Here is a 23209-nt window from a genome sequence, read left to right on the forward strand (position 1 = left end):
CCCTTTCTCTCTTCCGGTATTCAGGTGAAGCCTAGCACTTAGCTGCTGCGTTCTCAGGCAATCTATACTCTATCTATCGACAAAAATCGGACTTTTCTTAATCTGCTCCAAATGACTTTACTCTCATCCCTCTCTTTTCAGTCCCCCTGACCGTACGCCTGCACTATCTTATCCGGCGCCTCTGGCTGCTTCTTGCGTTTATACTATCCATCTGCGCATAAGCTGCCGCCTTTCTCCCAGTACACCGGGCTTGCTCCTCTCTGAGCCTCTATGGTCTGCCTGCGGCTTCCAGGCTTCTCCGGTATTCTCCGGGACTCAAACGGTATTTCCTTCGGAACAGCCTGTTAAAATAGGAAATATTATCAAATCCGCATCTCTGCGCAATCGCCGTAACCGAATCTGGCGTTCCCAGCAAAAAGCCTGCTGCCTTCGACATCCGAACATCATTAAGGTACTGGATAAAGGAAACGCCCATATACTGCTTAAAATACTTCATAAAATGGGAATTGCTGTAATAGCAAAGAGCCGCCCCCTCCTCCACACCTATATGCTCTCCATAATGAGTCTCTATATATTCCAGCAGCCGCTTCATTTTCTCCCTGGATTTCGTATTTTTATCATCCCCGGCAAGCCCTCCTGCCTCTGCCGTCAGATACAAAAGGCGGAACAAAGCTCCCTTTACTCCCAGCTCATATCCGTATTTCTTCTCACCAGATAGGGCGTCCAGACAGCGGATACATTCCATCAGTTCCTCATAGCTTTCTAGTCCCTTCTGGATATGCAGGGGACGGTTCAGCCGCCCCTCCGTAATAGGAATCAAAAATCGGATGGTGCATACGTCCGCCTCAGACGCCATAAGCATAGAAGGGCGGAATATAATATTTTCATATTCCACTGCCTCTTCCTGCCACTGACCAATGCCGTGAAGCTGTCCGGGAAACACCATAACCCCTTCCCCGGCGCTTACCTCATAAGGCTCCATATCCACTGTTACAATTCCTTTGCCTTTTTTTATGACAATCAATTCCAGCTCTTCATGCCAATGGATGGGAACCTGTGTAAAATCCCCAGGCATCGCGCAAGGATAAATATTAAAGGGAAATTCCCTGCCTGCATGCTCCTTGATTTCATGGCAATCCTGGCAGCAGTCTTTTACAGATACCTCCACCGTATCCCTCCCTTTGCTTTTTTGATAGTATTATATTATATTCAGGCAGAATTATGCAAGATTATCAGAGGTTTATAGAATAAAATACAGATAAATGTACAAGTGACTGGCAACAGGGAGCTGATTCTGCTCAGCCGTCCCATAAAACCAATTCAGAAAGGAAAAACCGAACATGAACAAAGCGCAACTGGAAGCAATGCTTAAAACCCACTGTGGCAAAAGCCCGGAGTTCTGCACAGATAAGGAGCTGTACACAGGCCTTCTCTCTCTGGTGCAGACCCTTGCAAGAAAAGGCGAGTCCGGCAAGGGCAAAAAAAAGCTCTACTACATTTCCGCAGAATTTCTTATCGGAAAGCTTCTATCCAACAACCTGATCAACTTAAGGATATATGAGGATGTGAAATCCATCCTGGAAAGCTATGGAAAATCCTTAAGCGCCCTGGAGGAGCTGGAGCCGGAGCCCTCTCTTGGAAACGGAGGCCTGGGCCGTCTGGCAGCCTGCTTTCTGGATTCCATTGCCACTCTCGGACTCAATGGGGACGGCATTGGACTAAATTATCACTTCGGCCTATTTAAACAGCTGTTTGAAAACAACCTTCAGAAGGAAGAGCCAGACCCCTGGATCACAGATACCTCCTGGCTTACGAAAACCAACGTAGTTTATACTATTCCCTACAAAGGCTTCACCCTCACCTCCAGGATGTACGACATCCAGGTGACAGGCTACGGTAATTGTACCAATAAGCTTCACCTCTTTGACGTGGAAACCCTGAATGAGGATTTGGTGACAGAGGGGATCTCTTTTGATAAAACGGATATCAAGGAAAACCTTACCCTCTTTCTCTATCCAGACGACAGCGATCGCGCAGGCCAGCTTCTGCGGATCTACCAGCAGTATTTTATGGTCAGCAGCGGAGCCCGTCTGATACTTAACGAGGCTCTGTCCAAAGGCTCTACTCTTTACGATCTGCCTGACTATGCGGTGATCCAGATTAATGACACCCACCCGACGATGGTGATTCCCGAGCTAATCCGCCTGCTCACCACAGAGCATGGAATGGAAATGGACGATGCCATCCAGGTGGTAAGTAAAACCTGCGCCTACACCAATCACACCATTCTCGCAGAGGCCCTGGAAACCTGGCCTATGGAATTTTTTCAGGAAGCGGTTCCCCAGCTGATTCCCATAATAGAAGTGCTGGATGATAAAGTGCGACGTAAATTTGATGACCTATCCACATATATCATTGATAAACAGGAACGGGTCCACATGGCTCATATCGATATTCATTATGGCTTCAGCGTCAATGGTGTGGCAGCGCTCCACACGGACATCTTAAAGAAAAATGAGCTGAATCCGTTTTACAGGCTCTACCCGGAAAAGTTTAACAACAAGACAAACGGCATCACCTTCCGCAGGTGGCTCCTCCACAGCAACCCGCAGCTCACCGCCTTCCTGTCACAGCTTATTGGAGAGGGCTTTAAAAAGAATGCCTCCCAGCTAGAAATGCTGGGAGATAAAGCATTTATAGCAGATGAGAAGCTCCTCCATCGCCTGATTGCTATAAAAGCCGATAAAAAAGCAGAGCTGGCGGCATATCTAAAGGAGACCCAGGGACTGGATATCAATCCCCAATCCATCTTTGACATCCAGATCAAACGCCTCCATGAATACAAGCGCCAGCAGCTGAACGCCCTGTATCTAGTTCATAAATATCTGGCAATTAAGAAGGGAAAGCGGCCCTCTACTCCCGTGACCGCCCTGTTTGGAGCCAAGGCTGCCCCGGCCTACACCATCGCCAAGGATATCATTCATATGATTCTTTGTCTTCAGCAGATCATCAACAGCGACTTAGAGGTAAGCCCTTATCTAAAGGTGGCAATGGTCAGCAACTATAATGTTACCCTGGCTGAAAAGCTGATCCCAGCCTGTGATATCTCAGAGCAGATATCCCTGGCCTCCAAAGAGGCCAGCGGTACCGGCAATATGAAGTTAATGCTGAACGGCGCAGTAACCCTGGGTACTGATGACGGGGCCAACGTTGAGATCCACAGGCTGGTAGGAGATGAAAATATATACATCTTCGGCGATTCCAGCGAAACGGTTATCCGCCGTTACCAGGATGGCTCTTACTGCTCCAAAAACTATTGCGATTCCAATCCTGACCTCCGGGAGGCCGTGGACTTTATAACCGGCCCGGCTATGTTGGCCGCCGGCTCCAGAGAGCGCCTGGAACGGCTGCAAAATGAGCTTTTATCCAAGGACTGGTTTATGACCTTCCCGGACTTTAGATCCTATGTCAAGACCAAGGAACAGGCATTGAACGATTATGAAAACCGCTCCTCCTGGGCCAGAAAAATGCTGATCAATATAAGCAAGGCAGGCTACTTTTCCTCAGACCGGGCCATCTCCCAGTATAACCGGGATATCTGGAAACTTGAGAAAGACGCTTCCAGATTGTAATTAATCAGACTATATTTTTCATAAAATTTTTAAATATATCCGCCTCCTTCTGTGTTATACTAGAGCGTGTTTCACTTGCTTTCTTCAGGCTGCTTGGAGGCATGCCTGCCGAAAGACAATCATACACTGCAAAGGATACTACTGCAAAGGAGCTCTATAACTATGAAAAAATATAAAATGGCAGCCCTGTGCCTGGCATTGTCCACATTCGTAAGCTTTATTTCCTATGATATGGCTCTGGCCGCCGATCCCATATATACCTTTGGGATCGGTCCTGGCCTTGACAACCTTTCCCTGGGGGATGACTACGCGGTCTACCAATGGGGTCTGAAAAATGACGGTCAATTCGAAATGCTGGAACGCAAGCTGGATCTCCCGACCATTGACCTGAATGTAACGACTGACAGCAACGGAGTAGATACCATCTCCCTCCCTCCTCTGTCTCCCGGTAATTTTAAAATCACCTCCACTGTAGCAAAACCTGGCATTGATATCAATATCCAGCCAGCCTGGGAATTGTATAAGCAGATAGAACATAAACGTCCTGTAACAGTAGCCGTCATTGACACCGGCATTGACGCCAGCCATCCAGATTTGGCCAGCTCCATGTGGGTTAACACAGACGAGATTCCCGGGGACGGGATTGATAATGACGGCAACGGCTACGCTGATGACATAAACGGCTGGAACTTTCTGGACAATAACAATGTACTGTATTCAGGAAAATTTGACAGCCACGGCACCCATGCAGCCGGCACTATCGCCGCCTCAAAAGACGATGGAGGAATCGCGGGCATTGCAGATAATAGCTATGTAAAGCTCATGTCCCTAAAGGCTCTTGGAGGTGAGAACGGCCGGGGTACACCTGAAACAGTTATGGCCGCCATCCGCTACGCAGAGGCCAACGGCGCTCAGATCTGCAACCTAAGCTTTGGGTCTCAGGGCTGCACTGACGAGATGGCTACACTAATGAAGGAATCAAGCATGCTCTTTATCGTAGCCGCAGGCAACGGAGATGACAACGAAATCGGATATAACATTGACAACTATCCAGTTTACCCTGCCAGTCTGCCCTATGACAATATTCTTACAGTAGGCAATCTAATGTTTAACGGCAAGCTGGATAAAAGCTCCAACTACGGGCCTATCAGCGTGGATATTGCCGCTCCTGGCACCTATATTCTCAGCACCATACCGGAGCAATCCTATGCTTTCATGAGCGGTACCTCTATGGCTGCCCCTATGGTAACTGGTATTGCCGCCATGGTTTACTCTGCAAGGCCTGAGTTAAACGTCCTGGACGTTAAAAATATCCTGATCGCCTCCGCTCACAAGCTGGATACCTTAAACGGCAGAGTCCTTTCCGGCGGCATGGTGGATGCCAATGCCGCTTTGCAGTGGGGACGGCAGTAACGTCCCCTTATATAACGGCGCCTTTCTTACTGTATAGGCATGAAAAGGCTCCATATGAAGTCTAGTTCTTTATAGAAAAAATCGGGTTATATTTCAAACAATCACTAGATTAATAACTAAACATTTATCGGGTTAGCTGGCAGAGCTGTCTCCATCTCTGGTACTGGAAGGTGAGACACCTCGCCTGATCGGTGAATAACAGGAAGTTCCTCACATCTGGGAGGCAGTACGTTATCAGGTTGATCAGAGGTGTATTTGTCGTGCCAATTACTATATTAAAGAACTGATATACACCGTAACTTACAAAGCCAGCCAAGTCAGGTCAGCAGCCAGATGAAATAAATGCTTAAAAATAAGAGTGTCCCAAACGTCACCTGCCATTTCTGGAATCAACATGATGTTTGAGACACTCTCTCATTTGCCTATCATCTACGCGCCGCCGAAGCAGCCTTTACCTTAGGCATTCTATACAGGATAAGCCTTGCTTTCCTTGTCTGCAGCAGCCCCGTCCACCTTGGTCTGCTGCGCCTCTCTGTACTGGAAAAATTCCTTTGCGACAGCAGGGAACAGAGCATAGCTAAGCACATCCTCCTCCTGCTGCTTCCACTGCGCACACTCCTTCTCAAACTGAGGAAGCTGGGGCTTTAGTAAATCTGCGGGACGGCATGTAATCGGAGTTTCATCGCCGATAATCTTCTTCTGAACCTCTGGATTAAAGGGCTTAACCGTCTGTCCGAATTCACCCAGCATAATCTTTTTGGACTCCTTAGGAACCATCTTATAGCGCTCTCCCATGATCACATTCAGAACCGCCTGTGTACCTACAATCTGTGAAGAAGGGGTCACCAGAGGCGGCTCACCAAAGTCCTTACGCACTCTGGGAATTTCCTCCAGAACCTGGCGGTACTTATCCTCCTGACCAGCCTCCTTTAGCTGGCTTACCAGATTGGAAAGCATGCCGCCGGGAACCTGATACTGAAGGGTCTTGATATTAACCCCCAGAACCTTGGGATTTAAAAGGCCGCTCTTAAGAGCTTCGTCCCTGACAGGCTGGAAGTAATCCGCGATCTCTGCCAGAAGAGTCTGATCGTAGCCTGTGTCATATGGGGTGCCCCGGAAGGTTTCCACCATAACCTCAGTCGCGGGCTGGCTGGTTCCCAAGGCCAGCGGGGATATTGCGCAGTCGATGATCTCACAGCCCGCTTCCACAGCCTTTAAGTAGGTCATAGAAGCAACGCCGGACGTATAATGGGTATGCAGATCAATGGGGAGGCTGGTGCCTTCCTTCAGAGCCTGTACCAACTCCGCTGCCTTATAAGGCGTTAGAAGGCCTGCCATATCCTTGATGCACAGGGAATCAGCGCCCATGTCCTCAATCCTCTTGGCAATATCCTTCCAGTAATCAAGGGTGTAGGCGTCTCCCAGCGTATAGCAAAGAGCAATTTGAGCATGCCCCTTTTCTTTGTTAGTAGCCTTAACTGCCGTCTCCAGATTGCGAATATCATTTAAGCAATCAAAGATACGAATAATATCAATACCGTTGGAAATAGACTTCTGAACGAAATACTCCACAACATCATCTGCATAATGGTTATATCCCAGGATATTCTGTCCACGGAACAGCATCTGCAGCTTTGTATTCTTAAATCCGTCTCTCAACTTTCTCAATCTTTCCCATGGATCCTCCTTCAGGAAACGAAGGGAAGCGTCAAAGGTAGCGCCGCCCCAGCACTCTACTGCATGGTAGCCTACCTTATCCATCTTTTCGATGATAGGCAGCATCTGCTCAGTAGACATTCTGGTTGCCAGCAATGACTGATGAGCGTCACGAAGGACGGTTTCCACAATCTTAACTGGCCTCTTCTCTATCTCTGCCATAGTTATAATCCTCCTATTATTATCAAAAATTTCGTTGCCTTCACATCCGCGCCCAAAGCATTCCCCTCTAAAAACACCGGCGGTACAGGACGCGGATAACAGCCGCTTATACTCCGAAAATCGCCATAAACGTACCGGCTGCCACAGCCGTACCAATAACGCCTGCAACATTTGGTCCCATTGCATGCATCAGCAGGAAATTGGTAGGATCTGCCTCAGAGCCAACCTTCTGGGATACCCGGGCTGCCATCGGAACTGCGGATACACCGGCAGAACCGATAAGCGGGTTGATTTTTCCTCCTGTAACCTTGCAAAGAAGCTTTCCAAGCAACACCCCTCCGACCGTACCAAAGATAAATGCGACCAGACCCAGAACGACAATCTTAATGGTTGTAGCGTTCAGAAATGCCTCTGCGCTGGTAGTAGCGCCAACGGAAGTGCCCAGAAGGATGACTACGATATACATAAGGGCATTGGAGGCAGTGTCAGCCAGCTGTTTCACAACGCCGCTCTCACGAAATAGGTTACCCAACATCAGCATACCTACCAATGGCGCAGTAGAAGGCAGAATCAAGCATACCACGATGGTAACAATGATGGGGAATAAAATTTTCTCCAGCTTGGACACCGGACGAAGCTGCTCCATCTTTATCTTGCGCTCCTTTTCTGTAGTCAGAAGCTTCATAAACGGCGGCTGAATAATCGGTACCAGAGCCATATATGAATAAGCCGCAACTGCGATAGGTCCCATGATCTGGGTCTGCCCCAGCTTACTGCAAAGGAACAGGGAGGTAGGTCCGTCAGCGCCGCCGATGATGGAGATAGCCGCGGACTCCTTCCCGGAAAATCCTAACAGAATTGCAAGGAAGTACGCAGAGTAGATACCTAGCTGAGCGGCCGCTCCCATCAGAAAGCTGACAGGGTTCGCAATCAGCGGGCCAAAGTCTGTCATAGCCCCTACGCCCAGGAAGATAAGCGAAGGCAAAATGCTCCACTCATCCAACTGAAAAAAGTACCACAAAAGCCCTCCGGTGCCGTTGGAGGTTTCCTCCGGTGAGTACATAATTTCCGGATAAATATTAACCAACAGCATACCAAAGGCAATGGGAATCAGCAGCAGGGGTTCGAAACCTTTTCGAATAGCAAGGTATAAGAACACCAGAGCTACTACTATCATTACATAATTACCCGCGCTCAGATGGAAAAAGGCCATCTGGTTCAGCAGGTTTGATACTATATTGCCAAAATCCATAATGTTTCCTCCATAATGAAGCCATATTTCCTATCGCTCCATCCTTTTAGTTAGTTCAGAGTAGCCAATACCGCGCCGGATTCAACGGAATCGCCAGTAGATGCATGAATGCTGGCAATGGTTCCGTCCTGTGGAGCAACAATGTCATTTTCCATTTTCATTGCTTCCAGAACCAAAATCACATCGCCCTTCTTAACAGCCTGCCCTACGGCGCCCTTAACAGCCACTACCTTGCCCGGCATTGGGGCAGTTACCTCAACAGACCCAGCCGCGCCTGCGGGAGCCGCTGCCGGTGTGGGAGCTGATACCGGTGCGGGAGCAGGAGCTGAGGGCGCTGCTGCATAAGCTGCCGCACCAGGCGCTGCTCCTTCTTCAACAGTTACTGCATATGCTTTTCCATTTACTGTAATCGTATAGGTTTTCATTCCTTTATTCCTCCTGAAATATTAAGAATCATAATGATGTAAGGCTTCCCTTTTCTTATCTTCTGGCAGAGCCCCGTACACGGCGGATGGAACGCACCACCAGTCCGTTGGAAGAGGTCCCCTCGTAAGCGGCAATGGCTGCCGTAATCACTGCCGCAAGCTCTGAGTCTTCGGACAAAGCTTCATTGCCCGGCCCTTCAGGAGCTGCTGCTTTTACCGGAGCTTTTGCAGGTTCTTCCTTCTTTGATGCTCCTGACTCAAATTTGTGTACCAGCTTAAAGCACGCAATAAGCAGGCTGATAAATATCAGTACCGCAAATACTGTACCAATACCAATCGCTGAATAAACAGAGGCCGACGCCATCAGCGCACCTACGGAACCCTCTGTCTCTCCCGCTCCCATATCTGTAAATTCTGCCTGAATCTCCTGAGTTGCCATGTTCAGGTTCAGAAGATACAGCATAGTTCCTTTACGGAAGATAACCGGCAGGCTGACCGTATAGCTTCCGTCTGCCAACATCACTACCTCCGCATTCTCAAGATCAATGTCCTTTAAGCTGCCCAGCTTACCTCTGGCATCCAACTGCGCACGGTAAATCCGGGCGCTGGATATATCTCCCTGTGCCTTGGCCAGCTTTTCCTGAACTATTAGCTGCTCATTAGACATTCCCAGGACGCTTACCGCAGAAAGCTTAAGGCTGTCGCCCATGGCATCCGTAACAGGAGTCCCATCTGTACTGATGGCAGCCGCGGCTGCGCTATCCTCCTGCTTTGCAGTACAGGCCGACAGGCTTACCAGGCAAACAGCCATTAGAGCTGCCGTTGCCAATCGTCTCATTAATCGTCTCATATACCTGTCACCTCTCTCTAAACCGTACCATGCTTCTTAGACGGACGGTCCTCACTTTTTGTGAACAGCATTTCAAAAGCCGCGATCACTCTCTGCCGAGTTTCTGCCGCCTTGATAATATCGTCTACATAGCCTCTCCTGGCCGCTGCTTCCGCGCTGGACTGAAGAGATGCATACTGGGCAGCCTTCTCACTGATAAGAGCAGCAGCATTCCCGGAGGCGCTGATCTCAGACGCATACATAATTTTAACAGCCTCAGCAGGCTCCATCATACCAATAGACGCCCCTGGCCATGCATACACCACATCCGCTCCGATAGACTTGCTGCCCATCGTCAGATAGGCGCTGCCGAAAGCCTCCTTAATCACAACCGTTACCTTCGGTACAGCTGCATTTGCGTAAGCATAGGTAAGGCGTGCGGCTGCCCTGGCGATCCGTTTCTCACTGCACAGCTTCGCCTTGTAGCCCTTAACATTTACCAGCGTCAGAACAGGAATGTTGAAGGCATCGCAAAAGTTAATAAACTGTGCAGCCTTGTCGCAGCCCTTGGCGGACAAAGCAGCCTCAAACGCCGCCTTTTTCTCTCCATTCTCATACAGCTCGGTGCGGTTAGCCACGCAGCCTATGGTTGTGCCGTTAAGACGGATAAAGCCGGTTGCCATGGAAGGAGCATAGTCCTTCTTCATTTCCATAAAGAAATTATTATCAGAAATCAGGGATAAAGCCAGACCGGCGTCGCCTGTACAGCTTTCAATATTTTCGCACATACGGTTTAAATCATCCTGACACTCGCTAAAGGACATATCATCTTCATTATTAGCGGGCAGGATGGACACAAGACTGCGAATCTGCTCCAGCACAGCTGTCTCGTCTCCCGCAAAATCTACAAGCCCTGTCTCCTTCATCTGGAATGCGGCGCTGGACGTATCGCATTTCTCCTTGTAATTGCCGTCAATGGCATTGGGAGAATTAACAAAAAGCTTGCCGGACTTATCCTCCATAAAAATGAAATCCGCCATGCCTGCCGACACTGCCATACCTCCTCCACAGGTTCCGAAGATCGCCATAATCTGAGGAATCACACCGGAAGCCATGGCCTGGCTTAAATACAGCTTTCCAAAGCCATCCAAAGCATCAGTAGCCTCCTGCAGACGCAATCCTGCGCAGTCTGCCAAACCAATTACAGGCGCTCCCATCTTCATAGCCATGGAGTAGATGCCGCATATTTTCTTTGCATGCATTTCACCTATGGAGCCGCCCAATACGGACGCATCCTGGCTGTATACATACACCAGGCATCCACCGATGGTGCCGTAACCGGTAACTACACCATCAGCCGGGGTCTCCTGCTCAGCCATGTTAAAGTCTGTGCTTCTGGCAGTAATATAGGCCCCGACTTCAACAAAACTGTTCTCATCAAGCAGGGCTGCAATGCGTCTGCTTGCTGAAGTTTGTGCTGAATTACTCATTTTCCAGTCCTCCATCATTCTTAAATTTAACAATACTTAAGCATCATCCGCAAGAAGGGATGACGCAAAAAACGCCATATACAATTATAATAATAAAAATGTCAAATTTCAAGGTGTTCCGGCCATAAAAGTGAAAATATTAACGAATTTCAAAATTGAGTAGAAGAGGGGCAGGCTGCGGCTTTTACAAAATATCTGAAAAGTCCCAGCCTATTTTATCATTATTGTTTCCAAGATTGATCCGCAACCGGCAGGAACTGGCGTTTGCCTTTAATAGCCTCTCTCACGAAAGTACGCCTTCTTAAGCAGAGCATCTGTGTTATCCCCCTGCGCTGAAAGGTCAGGCACCACCTGACTGCCCCCTGCCAAAAGAGCGGCGTCCCCGCAGGGCCGCCGCTCCTATGTGTGTATTTCTGTTGCATTTTTTACACAGATCTTTATTTGTCAGCAAAAAATCCATTTTATAACGAATTCCTCTATCCGATTACAACACCTTTCTGAAGCATCACATTAGCGTACAATGCCTTCTCTGAAGTTGCGATTATAAGATAGGCTGTTTTTGCTTCCTCATAAAATTGGAAGCGCTCTATATGGCCGATTGCATCGGCTCCCCTTGGATCCTGCTCCTCAACAATTTTGGCAAACTGATCCCAAACAGGAGTTTCCACTTCATCTCCCGGAACCTTCTCCATCAACGTTACAGGCTTATCCACATAGGTATCCAGCGGAAACACACTTAATACGGCGGCCAAAATCTCCGGTACGCCGTGACCGTCCATGCGTATGACTAGCCCATTTCTTCCTATGGACTGAGCCGGGAAATTCCCGTCCGATATAACAAGGCGATCCGAATGTCCCATCTCACATAAGGCTTTCAGCAAATCCGGTGATAAAACAGGTGAAATTCCTTTCAGCATAGCATATCACCCCCATCTCTTTCTCATATCTGGCGCTTATCTGTAAAGGCAGGGAGCGATGGCCGGGTCCTCCATGTTAGTAGAATCGTACCACAGAGCACCTGTATCAATATCGGAAACTTCCTTCCCCTCTGCAGCCTCTACCGCAAGTTTAACTGCCTGATAACCAATCTGTACTGGATCTTGGGTGATAGCGCCTGCAAACAGCTTAGAAGAAACAGCGTCTAAAAGCTTCGCTCCCGCGTCAAAGCCAATGGCAACTACCTTTCCTTCGCCTAATTTGTCCAGACCCTCATTGGCCGTAATGATAGCATTGGAGGCAAACTCATTGGAACCATAGATAGCGATCAGATCGGACTTTTCAAGGATTGCGGAAGCAACTGCGGCCGCGTCTACATCTTTCACCTCAGCGGGGATGCCTACGTCCAGAATTACCATAGCGCCTGCCTTTTCATTCTTCAGGCTGTCGTGGCCTTCCACAGACACAAGATCCGGACCTACCAGCTCTGTCATCTTGTCTACAAAGCCCTTTGTTCTAGAAACAATGGACTGGGAGTTGGATTCCTGCGCAATCACGCCGATACGCACAGGAGCGGTGGGATTTGTCACCTGATCCTTAATAATTTCATAGAGCTTTTCAGCCGCCATAGCGCCTGCTGCCGTATTGTCTGTAGAAGCATTGGCTTTGATCGCGCCTGCAGGAGCATCCGGAACACCAGAGTCAAAACCTACTATAGGGATTTCTGCTTCCATAGCCATGTTAATGGAGTCTAAGGATGCATTGGTATCCAGAGCTGCCAGACAGATAGCATCCGGTTTGTTGGCAATGGCCGCATTCAGGTACTCTACCTGCTGCGCAATGGCAGATTCATTATCAGGCCCCTGGAAAGTCACCTCCACGCCAAATTCCTCTGCCGCCTGCTTTGTCCCCTGCTCAACCGCTTTCCAGAACTGATGCTGGAAGCCCTTGGCGATAACATCAATCCGCTTTTTAGTTCCGGTATCCCCCTGGGCCTGGTCTGCCGCTGCCTCTGTCTTATCCCCGGAAGCTGCTTCCGTTACGGATGCCTCTTTTCCTCCGCATGCAGTCAGGCTTGTCAGAACCATTGCTGCCGCCATTGCTAAGGCCATTGCTTTTCTTGATTTTTTCATTTTGATTCCTCCTCTTTTTATGTTTTTAAATTTCTGTTCTTGCCAGTTTAACCGGCTTTGGTTTTTTATTGAACACTACCTTTCCTGCTTTTTAGGCGAGGTCATTTCACAATCCCTTCCTTAACCCTTGCGCTTTCTGTTTAAAATATCCATGTAAACCGCAAACACAAGAATAATGCCGGTAATAAACAGCTGATAATGAGACTGAACGCCGATATAAGGAAATCCGATTTTTAATACGGTCATGATAAATACCCCGACGATTGTGCCGAACACCGATCCTACGCCTCCTGCCAGAGAGGTCCCTCCGATTACGACACCTGCGATTGCATCCAGCTCAAAGCCGTTTCCCGTATTAGGCTGGGCCGTTGAAAATACAGCTACATATGCGATCCCTGCCAGAGAAGCGAAAAAACCGGACAGAACATACGCAATGGTTTCATATTTTGCAACCGGAATCCCGGAAAGCCTGGTAGCCTCCTTATTAGAGCCAATGGATAAGATATACCGGCCTATCTTGGTCCTTCCAAGAAGGAGTGCCATTATAAAAACCGTAATTGCCAGCAACACAAATCCTGTGGGGAAATTCCGGGGCAGAAACGAATCAGCCCTGGTAATCATAAACAGCTCCCTGAACCACGCTCCCGGCTGCTCCCCCTGAGGAAAGGAAATGGTTTTGGTCTTTGAAACAATAGAGCCAAGTCCTCTGGACATCATCATAGTACCCAGAGTGGCAATAAAGGCCGGCAGCTCCAGCTTTGACACCATCAGTCCATTGAGAAGGCCAAAGGCACAGCCTGTGGCTAAGATGACCAGCAGCACCAAAACCATGGGAAGCCCTTTTTCCATCAGAGTTCCACCAATCAGGGCGGAGCAGATGGCAACCGTGCCGATGGAAAGGTCAATACCTCCTGTGGCGATTACAAAGGTAACGCCGATAGCCATAAATGCAATATAGTATGCAGATTTCGCAATATTTGTAAATGTAGTAGGCTGTAAAAATTTGTCTGTCATCAGTGAAAATACAATACATATTACCACCAGCGCACAAACAACAACCGCCTGTTGATTGGAGCATATCCTTTTTAACTTACTGTTCACTTTTAATCCCCCTTTAGCGATTTGTGGCTGCTTCCATAATTACTTCCTGATTAGCTTCCTGAATTGGAATCTCGCCTGTAATTTTTCCCTCGCACATGACGATGACCCTGTCGCTCATCCTGAGCACCTCAGGCAGCTCTGAGGAGATCATAATAATTGACTTTCCTTCCTTTGCAAGGCGCTCCATCAAGCTGTAAATCTCACTTTTGGCGCCCACGTCTATTCCTCTGGTAGGCTCGTCAAATATCAATATGTCACAGTCCCGCACCAGCCATTTCGCGATTACTACCTTCTGCTGGTTACCACCGGAAAGCTTCTTTACATGCTGCCTGACGCTGGGCGTCTTTGTTCTGAGCTCGCTTACATATTTTTCAGCAATCTCCCGAACCTTTTTCCGGTTGATAAAAAGCCCGCTTACAAACTGATCCAGGGTAGCAAGGACCGTATTTTCCTCCACGTCCTTATCCAGTATAAGCCCGAACCGCTTCCTGTCCTCGGACAGATAGCCGATTCCTGCCTTGACCGCGTCCTCTGGAGATTGAATCTTCACTTCTCTTCCATTGATTATGATTTTCCCGGAGTCCATTCTGTCTGCTCCAAACAGCAGCCTTGCAGTCTCCGTTCTGCCCGCTCCCATAAGCCCGCTAAAGCCCAGAATTTCTCCCTTGCGCAGCTCAAAGGTAACATTTTTAACAGCCTTTCCCCTGCAGAGATTTTCACACCGCAGCACCACCGGCGCGTCCTTCTTCACATTGGAAGCCGTCTTGGGCTCGCTGAATACCGTCCTTCCCACCATCATCTTGATGATGTCGTTCTTAGTGCACTCCTTTGTCACAAGAGTACCTACAAACTCTCCGTCTCTCATTACGGTCACTCTGTCTGAAATTACATTGATCTCATCCATACGGTGAGAGATGTAGATGATACCAGCCCCCTTCTTCCTAAGATCCCGAATGACCTTAAAAAGCTCCTCAATCTCAGAATCCGTCAAAGCAGCCGTAGGCTCGTCAAATACGATCACCCTGGCATTGGAGGAAATGGCCTTGGCAATCTCAACCATCTGCTGCTTCCCTACGGTCAGGCTGCCGATTTTTACAGATGGATCTATCTCAATATTCAGCAGCTTGAAAAGCTCCTTTGCCTTCTCTATCATCGCCCTGTCATTAATGAAAAAGCCATTCATGGATTCATGTCCGATAAACAGGTTCTGTGCTACTGTCAAATCGTTCATCATATTCAGCTCCTGATGAACAATCGCAATTCCTGCTGCCTCTGACTGAGCCGGATTCTTATACTCAACTTCTTTTCCTAAATAATGGATGGTTCCGGCATCCTTTGAATAAATCCCTGTCAGGATCTTCATCAGGGTAGATTTGCCTGCGCCATTTTCCCCCATCAGGGCCACTACCTCCCCTGATCTAAGCTCCAGCTGGGCATTTTTTAGCGCTTGGACTCCTGAGAAGGATTTCTGTATATCCTGCATGTTCAGTATTACTTCACCCATATAAAACTCCTTTAAACAGAATTCCTACACCACGGTTTTCCTCTGACCATAGGTTTTGAACCGCTCTGCCATCAGCGTCATCTCTTCCTTTGGAAGAACCACCGGATTTCCAATGCTGCGGGCATTGCAGTAAACCTGAGCGCAATATTCAACTTCCTCAATGATATTAAACGCGTTCAGCAAATCCTGAGCTCCCGCAAGTATTCCATGATTTGCCAGAATAACAGCCTTTCTGTCCTTCATGGCCTCGGCAGCATTCACAGCCAGCTCATGGGTTCCGTAGGTAGCGTATTCGGCACACCGCACATCCGGCCCCGCTACCGCTATCATATAGTGGGTGGCAGGAAGCTCCCAGCGCAGGCAGGAAATAACCGTGGCATACATGGTATGGGCATGTATTACCGCATCTATATCCTGCCTGGTCTTATATTGCAGCAGATGCATTTCCCACTCAGAGGAACAGGTGCGCTCGCCCTCCACCTTGTTACCCTCAAGATCTAAAATCACAATATCCTCAGGCTTGATTTCAAAGAAGTCAATTCCAGAGGGAGTAATGGCCATATGGCCATTCTCCCTGTCAAATACGCTCAGATTCCCTCCTGTGCCTTTTGTCAGCCCTGCTTCCACCAGCTTTATTCCGTATTTCACCAGCTCCGTTCTTTCTTTCTCCATCAACATTACGCTTTCCCACCTTTTTCTTTTCTACTATCTTATACGCGCGGTAATCCTAAACCTGTCTTTCTATTTATTTGTACAGCGGGCCATAGTAGGCACACGCCCTGAAATCCTGTCCTTCCAGATCCGAGGTGCCAAATCCGTTAAAGGAATGAGGCCTATAAATCCGTCCCGCCTCTATATTATGGAAAGCAACCGGAATACGGAGCATAGAGGCCAACGTAATCAGACGATCACCCACGTGTCCATATACGCTGGCTCCGTGGTTAGCGCCCCATTTGGCCATAACATTGTACACACTGTCCGCAGCCCCTATTCCGATGTTGGGCGCAAACCAGGTGGTAGGCCAGGTACGATCCGTTCTCTCATCCAGAATCCTATGTACGTCGTCCTCCAGCACGCAGGTATAGCCTTCAATAACCTGCAGCGTGGGTCCAACACCTTCCACTATATTGCAGCGAAGCATGGTAAGCGGCATTTCCGCGCTGGTTCTGAAATGAGAGGAGAAGCCGCCTCCCCTGAAGTACTCATAGTTGGCCCGGCACCAGTCCGTGCCCTTAAGGCAGGCCTGAATATCCTCCTGGGTCATATTCCACCATTCCTTCATGCAGCCCTCACCCTGTTCGTTTTTCGCTCCCGCGCAGCCGTCCAGGCAGCTTGCTCCCGAATTAATCAGGTGGATAATGCCATTCGCCCCATGGCCCTTAAGCTCCTTGCCTGTAATACGCTTAACCGACTCAGGAGACCAGTAGGTACGCACATCGCTGAAAATGGGCGCTTTATTGGTTACAAGCCATCCGAACATCATGGCAATTCCGTTCAGGGTATCATTCTCGGTAGCAAAGGGAACCGGCTGCTTGGCCCCTGTCCAGTCAAAGCTGGAGGCCATAATTGCCTCAGTGAAATCTGCGTTGGGCAGCCAGTCCGTCCACATTCTCTGTCCCTGGAAGCCGCCGGCCAGACCGTTCCTTCCAAGAGCTTCCTCATGCCAGCCCATGGCTCCAAGCTTGGGATTGCCTTTTAAAATATCTCTCACAACCAGAGCATGCTTTACCACAAATTCCCACTGCTGATCCTCAGGGATATATCTGCTCTTTGTAATTACCTCAGGAAGATTCTTGCCCTCATTGCAGTTGTAGCCTTCCCTGCAGTTTTCCTTTACCCATTCCAGAGCAGCCGCATATTCCTCATGATCGTAAATCCCCAGCTGAATGCGTCTTAGCACCTCGGTCATATCCACCCATTCAGTCCGCATGCCCAGATATTTCTGAAGGAAATCCACGTTGGCTACAGAGCCGGCAATACCCATGGACACAGAACCGATATTTACATAGGACTGGTTTCTCATAATGCCCACTGCTACCGCGCCCCTGGCGAAATCCAAAATCTTCTTCTGAACGTCCTCAGGAATGGTCCTGTCTCCTGCATCCTGTACATCATGACCGTAAATGGAAAACGCGGGAAGGCCGCGCTGTGCATAAGCAGCCATAACAGCAGCCAGATATACGGCTCCCGGACGCTCTGTTCCATTAAAGCCCCATACCGCCTTTATGGTGTTGGGATTTAAATCCATCGTTTCCGTACCATAGCACCAGCAGGGCGTGACCGTAAGGGTTCCTGCCACATTCTGGGCAGCAAAAAATTCCTCACAAAGCTGAGCCTCCGCTCCTCCTCCTATGGTAGTGGGAGAGATAACGCATTGAACAGCCGTTCCGTCCGGATACTTCAGATTGCCTTCTATCAGCTCTTTAGCGGCATTTGCCATCCCCATGGTCTGATCCTCAAGCGATTCCCTGACGCCTCCCCATCTTCCATCAATGGTTGGTCTGATTCCTATTTTGGGATAATTCATAACTAATTCCTCCTATTCTGTTATGCTTCTATTTTTTATTTGCATTATATTTGATTACATGAGCGGATTTCCAGGCAAGGCGAAGTCCAGACTCCATGGAGTCCAGCTCTCCCAGAGCCACCAGCTGTATAAGGATATTGCCCAGAGCCGTCGCTTCAAAGGGACCTGCCGTAACCGGAAGCGATATTGTGTCGGCAATCATCTGGCAAAGCAGCGGCGACTTGGCTCCTCCCCCGATCATATGCAGAGCATTGTAGGCTTTGCCCGATACTGCCTGGATGGCCTCCACCGTTTCCGCATACTTCTGTACAAGACTTTCATATATCACCTTGAAATACCCCATGTCCTCCTTTGGAAGAGGCTGTCCCGTCCGCCGCAGATAGGCGTCTATAGCCTCCTTCGCGTCCGTGTCCTCCTCCCCAAAATCCGGCTCCTCAATATCAATAATGACAGAGGCCGATCTGTCCCTCCTAACATAATCTGTAATTTCATCAAAATCCGGCACAGCTCCCAGCCGTTCCCCCATCTGCCTTCTGAATTTCTCCAGAAGGTAAAGCCCTGTTATATTTTTAAATAACATATTGCGGGAGTCATAGCCCAATTCGTTTGTGAGCGATTTTTCAAAGGCTTTGACATCCAGCACAGCCTGGTCTGTAAGTCCCCCCAGCAGGGACCAGGTGCCGCAGCTTAAAAACAGACAGTCCGAATTTCGGAATGTGTCAGTAAGGAGAACCGCGCTTGCAGTGTCATGGCCGCAGACAGCTATCACATCCACGTCCAGTCCCTTCAAGGCTTCGATTCTTCCGCCGGCGGTGTTGCCCACCACAGTTCCGGCCTTTACCACAGGAGGGAACATCCCCTCTTTTATACCGAACCGTTGAAGGATTTCTCTGCTGAATGTTTTCTCTTTTAAATCAAACAGCTGGGTCGTGGACAGGATTGTCTCTTCCGCCGTCCTGTTCCCGGTCAACATGTAGTTAAACAAATCCGGCATCAGAAGTATCGTTTCCGCCTTCTCCCATTCCTCCCCATATAATTCCTTCAATGCAACTAACTGGAACAGGGTATTAATAGGCATAACCTGATTCCCTGTTTTTAGGAAGATGTCCTCCGCTCCCATCCTCTCAACAGCCAGCTTGTAGCCCTTCACATTATCCGGATCTCTATAAGCTACCGGATCCGCTACCATACAGCCGTCTCTTCCAATGAGTCCAACATCCACTCCCCAGGTGTCAATTCCTACAGACGAAATTTCCTCTCCTGTCTGGAGTATCGTCTCCACAACCTTATTCAGCAGCTTTTCCCACTGCCAGCGCATACGCCCCTGTTTATATACGATCTCATGGGACATGCGCATAACCTCCCGTGTTACAAGGAAGCCATCCTCAATATAGCCCAGGATACCCCTGATAGAGGTTGCTCCCATATCGATTGCCAGCACCTTCTTCATACCCAGCTCCTTCTGAAATCATCCTCTTGAATCCTTTTTTATTATCGTTTACAGTATACTATTTGAACAATATCTTTTCAATATTTGGACATTCTATTGACATTTTATCAATTTTACTGGTATAATTATTCAGAAAAGTTCATTGTAGTTCACAAAAATTTAGCTAATGGGGAGGGAGCCTCATGTCATACCAGCAGCGAAAATTTGAGATTATTGATTTACTCGACTCAAGGGGAGGGGGATGCTCTATGGATCTCCTTTGCAAAAGGCTGTATGCCTCCCGGTCTACGCTGCGCAGAGATTTAATACAGATGGAAGAGGAGGGTATTATCCGCCGCCACCACGGAGGCGTCGCCCTGATTGCAGAAAGCGCCACCGAAAATCCCGTTATGATGCGCAAAATGGAAAACCCGGACAAAAAGTCAGCAATCGCAAAACAGTGCAGAGACTATATCCATGACAATATGGTCATCTTTTTGGACTCCTCCTCCACAGTTAGCTATCTGTGCCCCTTTCTAAAGGCATGTAAAAATCTGACTGTAATCACCAACGGCCTGAACGTGGCCACCCTTTTAAGCAATGCTCCAGGCGTGCGCGTCTATGTATGCCCCGGCCAGCTGAAAAACAAAAGTCTTTCCATTATTGGGGAATATTCCACTAATTTCCTGGATAACTTCCGGGCAGATACCTTCTTTTTCTCCTGCAAGGCCATAAACAAGCTTGGTATATTTGAAGGAGATGATTTTCAGGCACTGACCAAGAGAAGCATGCTGAAAAACGCTAACAAAAAAATTCTTCTCTGCGACAGCACCAAAGAGCATGCAGTCGGGTATTTTAAGCTTACCTCCTTCCAAAATCTGGATTTCTTGATTAGTGACGCGCCCTTTTCAGAGGATGTGATGAATGCCATAAATGCTTCAGGCGCCTCCTTTATTTCCTGACCTTACGAATAACCGGCAAGAGGAGCGTAGCCCCACCCCATATTATCATAAGAACGTGTCAGCGTCGTTCTTATAAAGTAAAAAAATACACCTTGCAGACAGCTGGACAAACTGTCTTCAAGGTGTATATATGCTCTTGCTCTGCTTTTTATATCTACTTCTCCATACTTCTCCACTTGAAGTTTGGAATTACATCTGACCATTTCTGGATACCGATAATCTCCTTTGCAAATTCCGTTGCCTCCAGAGTGCTGTTTTTCTTATCAATATCCCGAAATACCTGCCATATCTTCTTACGCTTGGTAGCCACAATCAGGTTGGGCTTGCTCATATCGCACTCCCACAGGCCAAAATTCAAGCTGTCCTTAGCCTCTAAAGGCGCGTCTACCTGGCGGCTTAAGGTGTACGCATCAATATATGGATTGCTGTCTACAATGTAATAGGAGTAAGCGTAGGCAGCCGCCTGTATGTCAGCCACATTCCCCCTGGTGGGACTCTGGGATGTAAAGCCCTGCTCTGTAAGAATAATATGGCGCACATGACCGGAAGGCGTCCTCAGGGTTTCCTGAGCAAAATAATCGGTCAGCACATTCAGGTTAGCAAAGTTAATAACCGGAGAATTGTAATCCTCTGTAATCACTCCCATCTGGGCGTCATCCCAGAACTCCGGCTCTGTAAGAGGCGCCGGATATGGATGGTAGGCAAGCCCCCACTCCATCTGCCCCTCCCGGTTGGCGATGGAATTGAAATAATCCACGATATCCTTGCCCTTGTAGTTAATATCCGTCTGATTATCAAAGGGCTGGCCCCAGTTATAGGACAGAGAGAAATACACCCGGTCATTGGCGCTGGTGCTCTTTATAGCCGTGTAGAACATACGGAAAGCTCTCTGATATGCCCGCACATAGGTAGAAATATCGGCAGGTCCCATATAGTTCCATATCTGACAGTTGATCTCGTTTCCGATAATCCAGTTAGAAACCTTTCCGTGGTCAGGATTGCTGCCGTCGTAATGCTCTGCCAGGAATGCCGCCATAGCCCTGGTCTGCTTAAAGCCTGCCTCCGTAGCCGCGTTGAACATATAGTAGAACGCGCTGTCCGTTTTCTGGGTTCCCGGATAAATCAGATTGGGCGTATTGGGATTCCAGTCGTTGAGTATGATTACCGTAACCAGCATTCCCTTGTTGGAAAGGGCGCTTATGGTAGCGTCATAGGCGTCCATTACCTCTTTATTAAAATGATAAGTCTCTCCGTCATAATTGTATTCAATTCCGGTACCCCAAATCTGAGAAAAGGCAATGTTGGTTGTTACATGCTTAACTCCCAGATCAAAGGCGTCACTGAGCATATCAATCTCAATATTCAGTCCCTTTTTCGTTAAGGGATCTTTAAACTCAGCCGTGTTGGAGGCCACTGCCTCCGGGTTGGTAATATAGTGGCGCGGGCTGATTTCTATAAACCTTGTGCCATCATAAACCGTAAGAATAAAGGAACTGTAAAGGCGATCCTGAGCCGTTCCCCTGTTCAGAGCTACCGTAAGAGTATTCTCCGTACCTGCAGCCGCCTGGCCAATAAAGTCCTTGCGCTCTCCCACTCCATCCTCATAGGGCTGAAGTTCAAACACATAGACCTGACCGTCCGTTCCTGTTGTATCTCCCGTACTGGAGTAACGGACTGCTATATTTCCCTTATCGCTGGTAATGGTGCAGGAATGAATGGTTCCTGTAACAGCAGGCACAAAGGCCTGTGCCTCCACAGTCTCCTGTGATGCCTGGGTTTCCTGTGCTGCCAAAACCTCTGAGGTCTGGTTACCCAAAGGTTCCACCGGAGTTATAAAAGCTGTGCTGCAGAACATAACTGCCGCCAGCATAAGGGCCTTTCCCTTCAAAACATTATGTATCTTCATTCAATTCGTCCTCCCAACTTTCTCCAAAACTGTTACATGCTACATCATACTCAAATAATCTTACATTTACTATATCGATTTTATTACATGTCTCTTAAAATTCTCTTTACTGCTTACCGCCCACAAGCAACACAAATAGCCTTTTGCTCTATTCCGCATAAATCTTCCACATACTTATTAAGCGGATACGCAAAAAAGGAGAGGATTGTTTTTACTTCGTCCTCTCCAATGGCTCTATCAAATCACTTCATTTAATCTGAACAAAATAGGAAAAAATCTCCGGTCATTCTTACTGTTTTGTAACAGAAATGATGGTTCCTGTAAAGGCCTCTGCTTCTTCCACTTTGCCTGTATATACCACAGTAACGGTATCTCCATCCTTTACAGAAGACAATCCCTCTGGCGCCGGACCATCAAAGCTGAAACCATAGTCCTTACCGTCGGCGTCTGTAATGGTAAACATAAAATCCTTAATATCGCTGATTTTTCCTGTGACCGTGGATTCTGTGGACTCCTCAGCCTGCGTTGTCTCCTCTGCTGCTGTGGTTACGGCCTCTTCGGCAGCTTCACTATCAGCATTAGCTGTACTGCTTTCCTGTTCAGACGCAGTGCTGCTGACTGCCTGGGTTGGAGCTGCGGATGACGTGTTCCCTCCCTGAGAAGAGCAGCCGGTGGCCATAATTAATGTGGTAAAAGCTGCGACAAATAAGTTTCTTTTTTTCATGATATAAATCCTCCTTTTTTTGATTTCCTACTATTAGACGCTAAGCGTTTGGAAAAAGTTGCAGCATT

At 48.3% G+C, this 23209-nt stretch carries 18 protein-coding genes; 3 read left to right on the top strand and 15 right to left on the bottom strand.

The features are described 5' to 3' along the window. Positions 1-268: 268 nt before the first annotated feature. Positions 269-1168 (bottom strand): AraC family transcriptional regulator, encoded by a 900-nt coding sequence (locus tag FYJ39_RS04015; protein WP_287848277.1) that lies wholly within the window; start codon positions 1166-1168, stop codon positions 269-271. A gap of 172 nt (positions 1169-1340) precedes the next feature. Here FYJ39_RS04015 and FYJ39_RS04020 point away from each other — a divergent pair, with 172 nt between their 5' ends. Together FYJ39_RS04020 and FYJ39_RS04025 are read left to right on the top strand one after the other, a co-directional pair. Continuing rightward, positions 1341-3632 carry a glycogen/starch/alpha-glucan phosphorylase gene (locus tag FYJ39_RS04020; RefSeq protein ID WP_154471172.1) on the top strand — a complete coding sequence of 764 codons (2292 nt, stop codon included), beginning with the start codon at positions 1341-1343 and terminating at the stop codon, positions 3630-3632. A 162-nt stretch (positions 3633-3794) separates the two neighbouring features. Further along, positions 3795-5045: a S8 family peptidase gene (locus FYJ39_RS04025; RefSeq protein ID WP_154471173.1), complete on the top strand. Its 1251-nt coding sequence runs from the start codon at positions 3795-3797 to the stop codon at positions 5043-5045. A 465-nt stretch (positions 5046-5510) separates the two neighbouring features. Here the strand turns inward: FYJ39_RS04025 and FYJ39_RS04030 are convergent, their stop codons facing one another. From FYJ39_RS04030 to FYJ39_RS04085, 12 genes are all read right to left on the bottom strand, one after another. Continuing rightward, complete coding sequence (locus FYJ39_RS04030) at positions 5511-6923, bottom strand: oxaloacetate decarboxylase subunit alpha (RefSeq protein WP_154471174.1); 1413 nt, start codon at positions 6921-6923, stop codon at positions 5511-5513. A 106-nt stretch (positions 6924-7029) separates the two neighbouring features. Next, the gene (locus FYJ39_RS04035) at positions 7030-8175 is read right to left on the bottom strand and encodes a sodium ion-translocating decarboxylase subunit beta (protein WP_154471175.1); all 1146 of its coding nucleotides are present in this window, start codon (positions 8173-8175) and stop codon (positions 7030-7032) included. Positions 8176-8225: 50 nt separating this feature from the next. Next, entirely contained in the window at positions 8226-8600 is a 375-nt protein-coding gene (locus FYJ39_RS04040; protein ID WP_154471176.1) for a biotin/lipoyl-containing protein, read from the bottom strand. Between the two features lie 55 nt (positions 8601-8655). Continuing rightward, the gene (locus tag FYJ39_RS04045; protein WP_154471177.1) at positions 8656-9450 is read right to left on the bottom strand and encodes an OadG family transporter subunit; all 795 of its coding nucleotides are present in this window, start codon (positions 9448-9450) and stop codon (positions 8656-8658) included. Positions 9451-9467: 17 nt separating this feature from the next. Continuing rightward, a complete protein-coding gene (locus FYJ39_RS04050) occupies positions 9468-10919 on the bottom strand; it encodes an acyl-CoA carboxylase subunit beta (RefSeq protein ID WP_154471178.1) in 1452 nt (483 codons plus the stop codon). A 476-nt stretch (positions 10920-11395) separates the two neighbouring features. Beyond that, on the bottom strand, positions 11396-11836 hold the full coding sequence (locus FYJ39_RS04055) for an RbsD/FucU family protein (protein ID WP_154471179.1): 441 nt from the start codon (positions 11834-11836) through the stop codon (positions 11396-11398). A gap of 36 nt (positions 11837-11872) precedes the next feature. Further along, the gene (locus FYJ39_RS04060; protein ID WP_154471180.1) at positions 11873-12988 is read right to left on the bottom strand and encodes an ABC transporter substrate-binding protein; all 1116 of its coding nucleotides are present in this window, start codon (positions 12986-12988) and stop codon (positions 11873-11875) included. A gap of 120 nt (positions 12989-13108) precedes the next feature. After that, entirely contained in the window at positions 13109-14089 is a 981-nt protein-coding gene (locus tag FYJ39_RS04065; protein WP_178258563.1) for an ABC transporter permease, read from the bottom strand. A 13-nt stretch (positions 14090-14102) separates the two neighbouring features. Further along, positions 14103-15593 carry a sugar ABC transporter ATP-binding protein gene (locus tag FYJ39_RS04070; RefSeq protein ID WP_154471181.1) on the bottom strand — a complete coding sequence of 497 codons (1491 nt, stop codon included), beginning with the start codon at positions 15591-15593 and terminating at the stop codon, positions 14103-14105. 24 nt (positions 15594-15617) lie between these two features. Further along, on the bottom strand, positions 15618-16271 hold the full coding sequence (locus tag FYJ39_RS04075; RefSeq protein ID WP_154471182.1) for an L-fuculose-phosphate aldolase: 654 nt from the start codon (positions 16269-16271) through the stop codon (positions 15618-15620). 67 nt (positions 16272-16338) lie between these two features. Further along, positions 16339-18120, bottom strand: coding sequence for an L-fucose isomerase (locus tag FYJ39_RS04080; RefSeq protein ID WP_154471183.1), 1782 nt, complete (start codon positions 18118-18120; stop codon positions 16339-16341). A 28-nt stretch (positions 18121-18148) separates the two neighbouring features. Beyond that, positions 18149-19570, bottom strand: coding sequence for a rhamnulokinase (locus FYJ39_RS04085; protein WP_154471184.1), 1422 nt, complete (start codon positions 19568-19570; stop codon positions 18149-18151). A gap of 182 nt (positions 19571-19752) precedes the next feature. Between FYJ39_RS04085 and FYJ39_RS04090 the strand changes: the two genes are divergently transcribed. Beyond that, a complete protein-coding gene (locus FYJ39_RS04090; protein WP_154471185.1) occupies positions 19753-20511 on the top strand; it encodes a DeoR/GlpR family DNA-binding transcription regulator in 759 nt (252 codons plus the stop codon). A 154-nt stretch (positions 20512-20665) separates the two neighbouring features. Here FYJ39_RS04090 and FYJ39_RS04095 read toward each other — a convergent pair whose 3' ends face one another. Continuing rightward, complete coding sequence (locus tag FYJ39_RS04095) at positions 20666-22417, bottom strand: DUF5722 domain-containing protein (protein ID WP_154471186.1); 1752 nt, start codon at positions 22415-22417, stop codon at positions 20666-20668. 289 nt (positions 22418-22706) lie between these two features. After that, a complete protein-coding gene (locus FYJ39_RS04100) occupies positions 22707-23141 on the bottom strand; it encodes a hypothetical protein (RefSeq protein WP_154471187.1) in 435 nt (144 codons plus the stop codon). Positions 23142-23209 lie beyond the last annotated feature (68 nt).

The sequence above is a fragment of the Clostridium porci genome (assembly GCF_009696375.1).
Taxonomy (GTDB): domain Bacteria; phylum Bacillota; class Clostridia; order Lachnospirales; family Lachnospiraceae; genus Enterocloster; species Enterocloster porci.

Bases quoted from the DNA above. Each gene is read 5' to 3' on its own strand.
- FYJ39_RS04025 (WP_154471173.1), top strand. From the start codon at position 3,795: ATGAAAAAATATAAAATGGCAGCCCTGTGCCTGGCATTGTCCACATTC.
- FYJ39_RS04045 (WP_154471177.1), bottom strand. From the start codon at position 9,450: ATGAGACGATTAATGAGACGATTGGCAACGGCAGCTCTAATGGCTGTT.
- FYJ39_RS04100 (WP_154471187.1), bottom strand. From the start codon at position 23,141: ATGAAAAAAAGAAACTTATTTGTCGCAGCTTTTACCACATTAATTATG.
- FYJ39_RS04090 (WP_154471185.1), top strand. From the start codon at position 19,753: ATGTCATACCAGCAGCGAAAATTTGAGATTATTGATTTACTCGACTCA.
- FYJ39_RS04055 (WP_154471179.1), bottom strand. From the start codon at position 11,836: ATGCTGAAAGGAATTTCACCTGTTTTATCACCGGATTTGCTGAAAGCC.
- FYJ39_RS04020 (WP_154471172.1), top strand. From the start codon at position 1,341: ATGAACAAAGCGCAACTGGAAGCAATGCTTAAAACCCACTGTGGCAAA.
- FYJ39_RS04060 (WP_154471180.1), bottom strand. From the start codon at position 12,988: ATGAAAAAATCAAGAAAAGCAATGGCCTTAGCAATGGCGGCAGCAATG.
- FYJ39_RS04040 (WP_154471176.1), bottom strand. From the start codon at position 8,600: ATGAAAACCTATACGATTACAGTAAATGGAAAAGCATATGCAGTAACT.
- FYJ39_RS04035 (WP_154471175.1), bottom strand. From the start codon at position 8,175: ATGGATTTTGGCAATATAGTATCAAACCTGCTGAACCAGATGGCCTTT.
- FYJ39_RS04080 (WP_154471183.1), bottom strand. From the start codon at position 18,120: ATGAATTATCCCAAAATAGGAATCAGACCAACCATTGATGGAAGATGG.
- FYJ39_RS04095 (WP_154471186.1), bottom strand. From the start codon at position 22,417: ATGAAGATACATAATGTTTTGAAGGGAAAGGCCCTTATGCTGGCGGCA.
- FYJ39_RS04050 (WP_154471178.1), bottom strand. From the start codon at position 10,919: ATGAGTAATTCAGCACAAACTTCAGCAAGCAGACGCATTGCAGCCCTG.
- FYJ39_RS04075 (WP_154471182.1), bottom strand. From the start codon at position 16,271: ATGTTGATGGAGAAAGAAAGAACGGAGCTGGTGAAATACGGAATAAAG.
- FYJ39_RS04070 (WP_154471181.1), bottom strand. From the start codon at position 15,593: ATGGGTGAAGTAATACTGAACATGCAGGATATACAGAAATCCTTCTCA.
- FYJ39_RS04030 (WP_154471174.1), bottom strand. From the start codon at position 6,923: ATGGCAGAGATAGAGAAGAGGCCAGTTAAGATTGTGGAAACCGTCCTT.
- FYJ39_RS04085 (WP_154471184.1), bottom strand. From the start codon at position 19,570: ATGAAGAAGGTGCTGGCAATCGATATGGGAGCAACCTCTATCAGGGGT.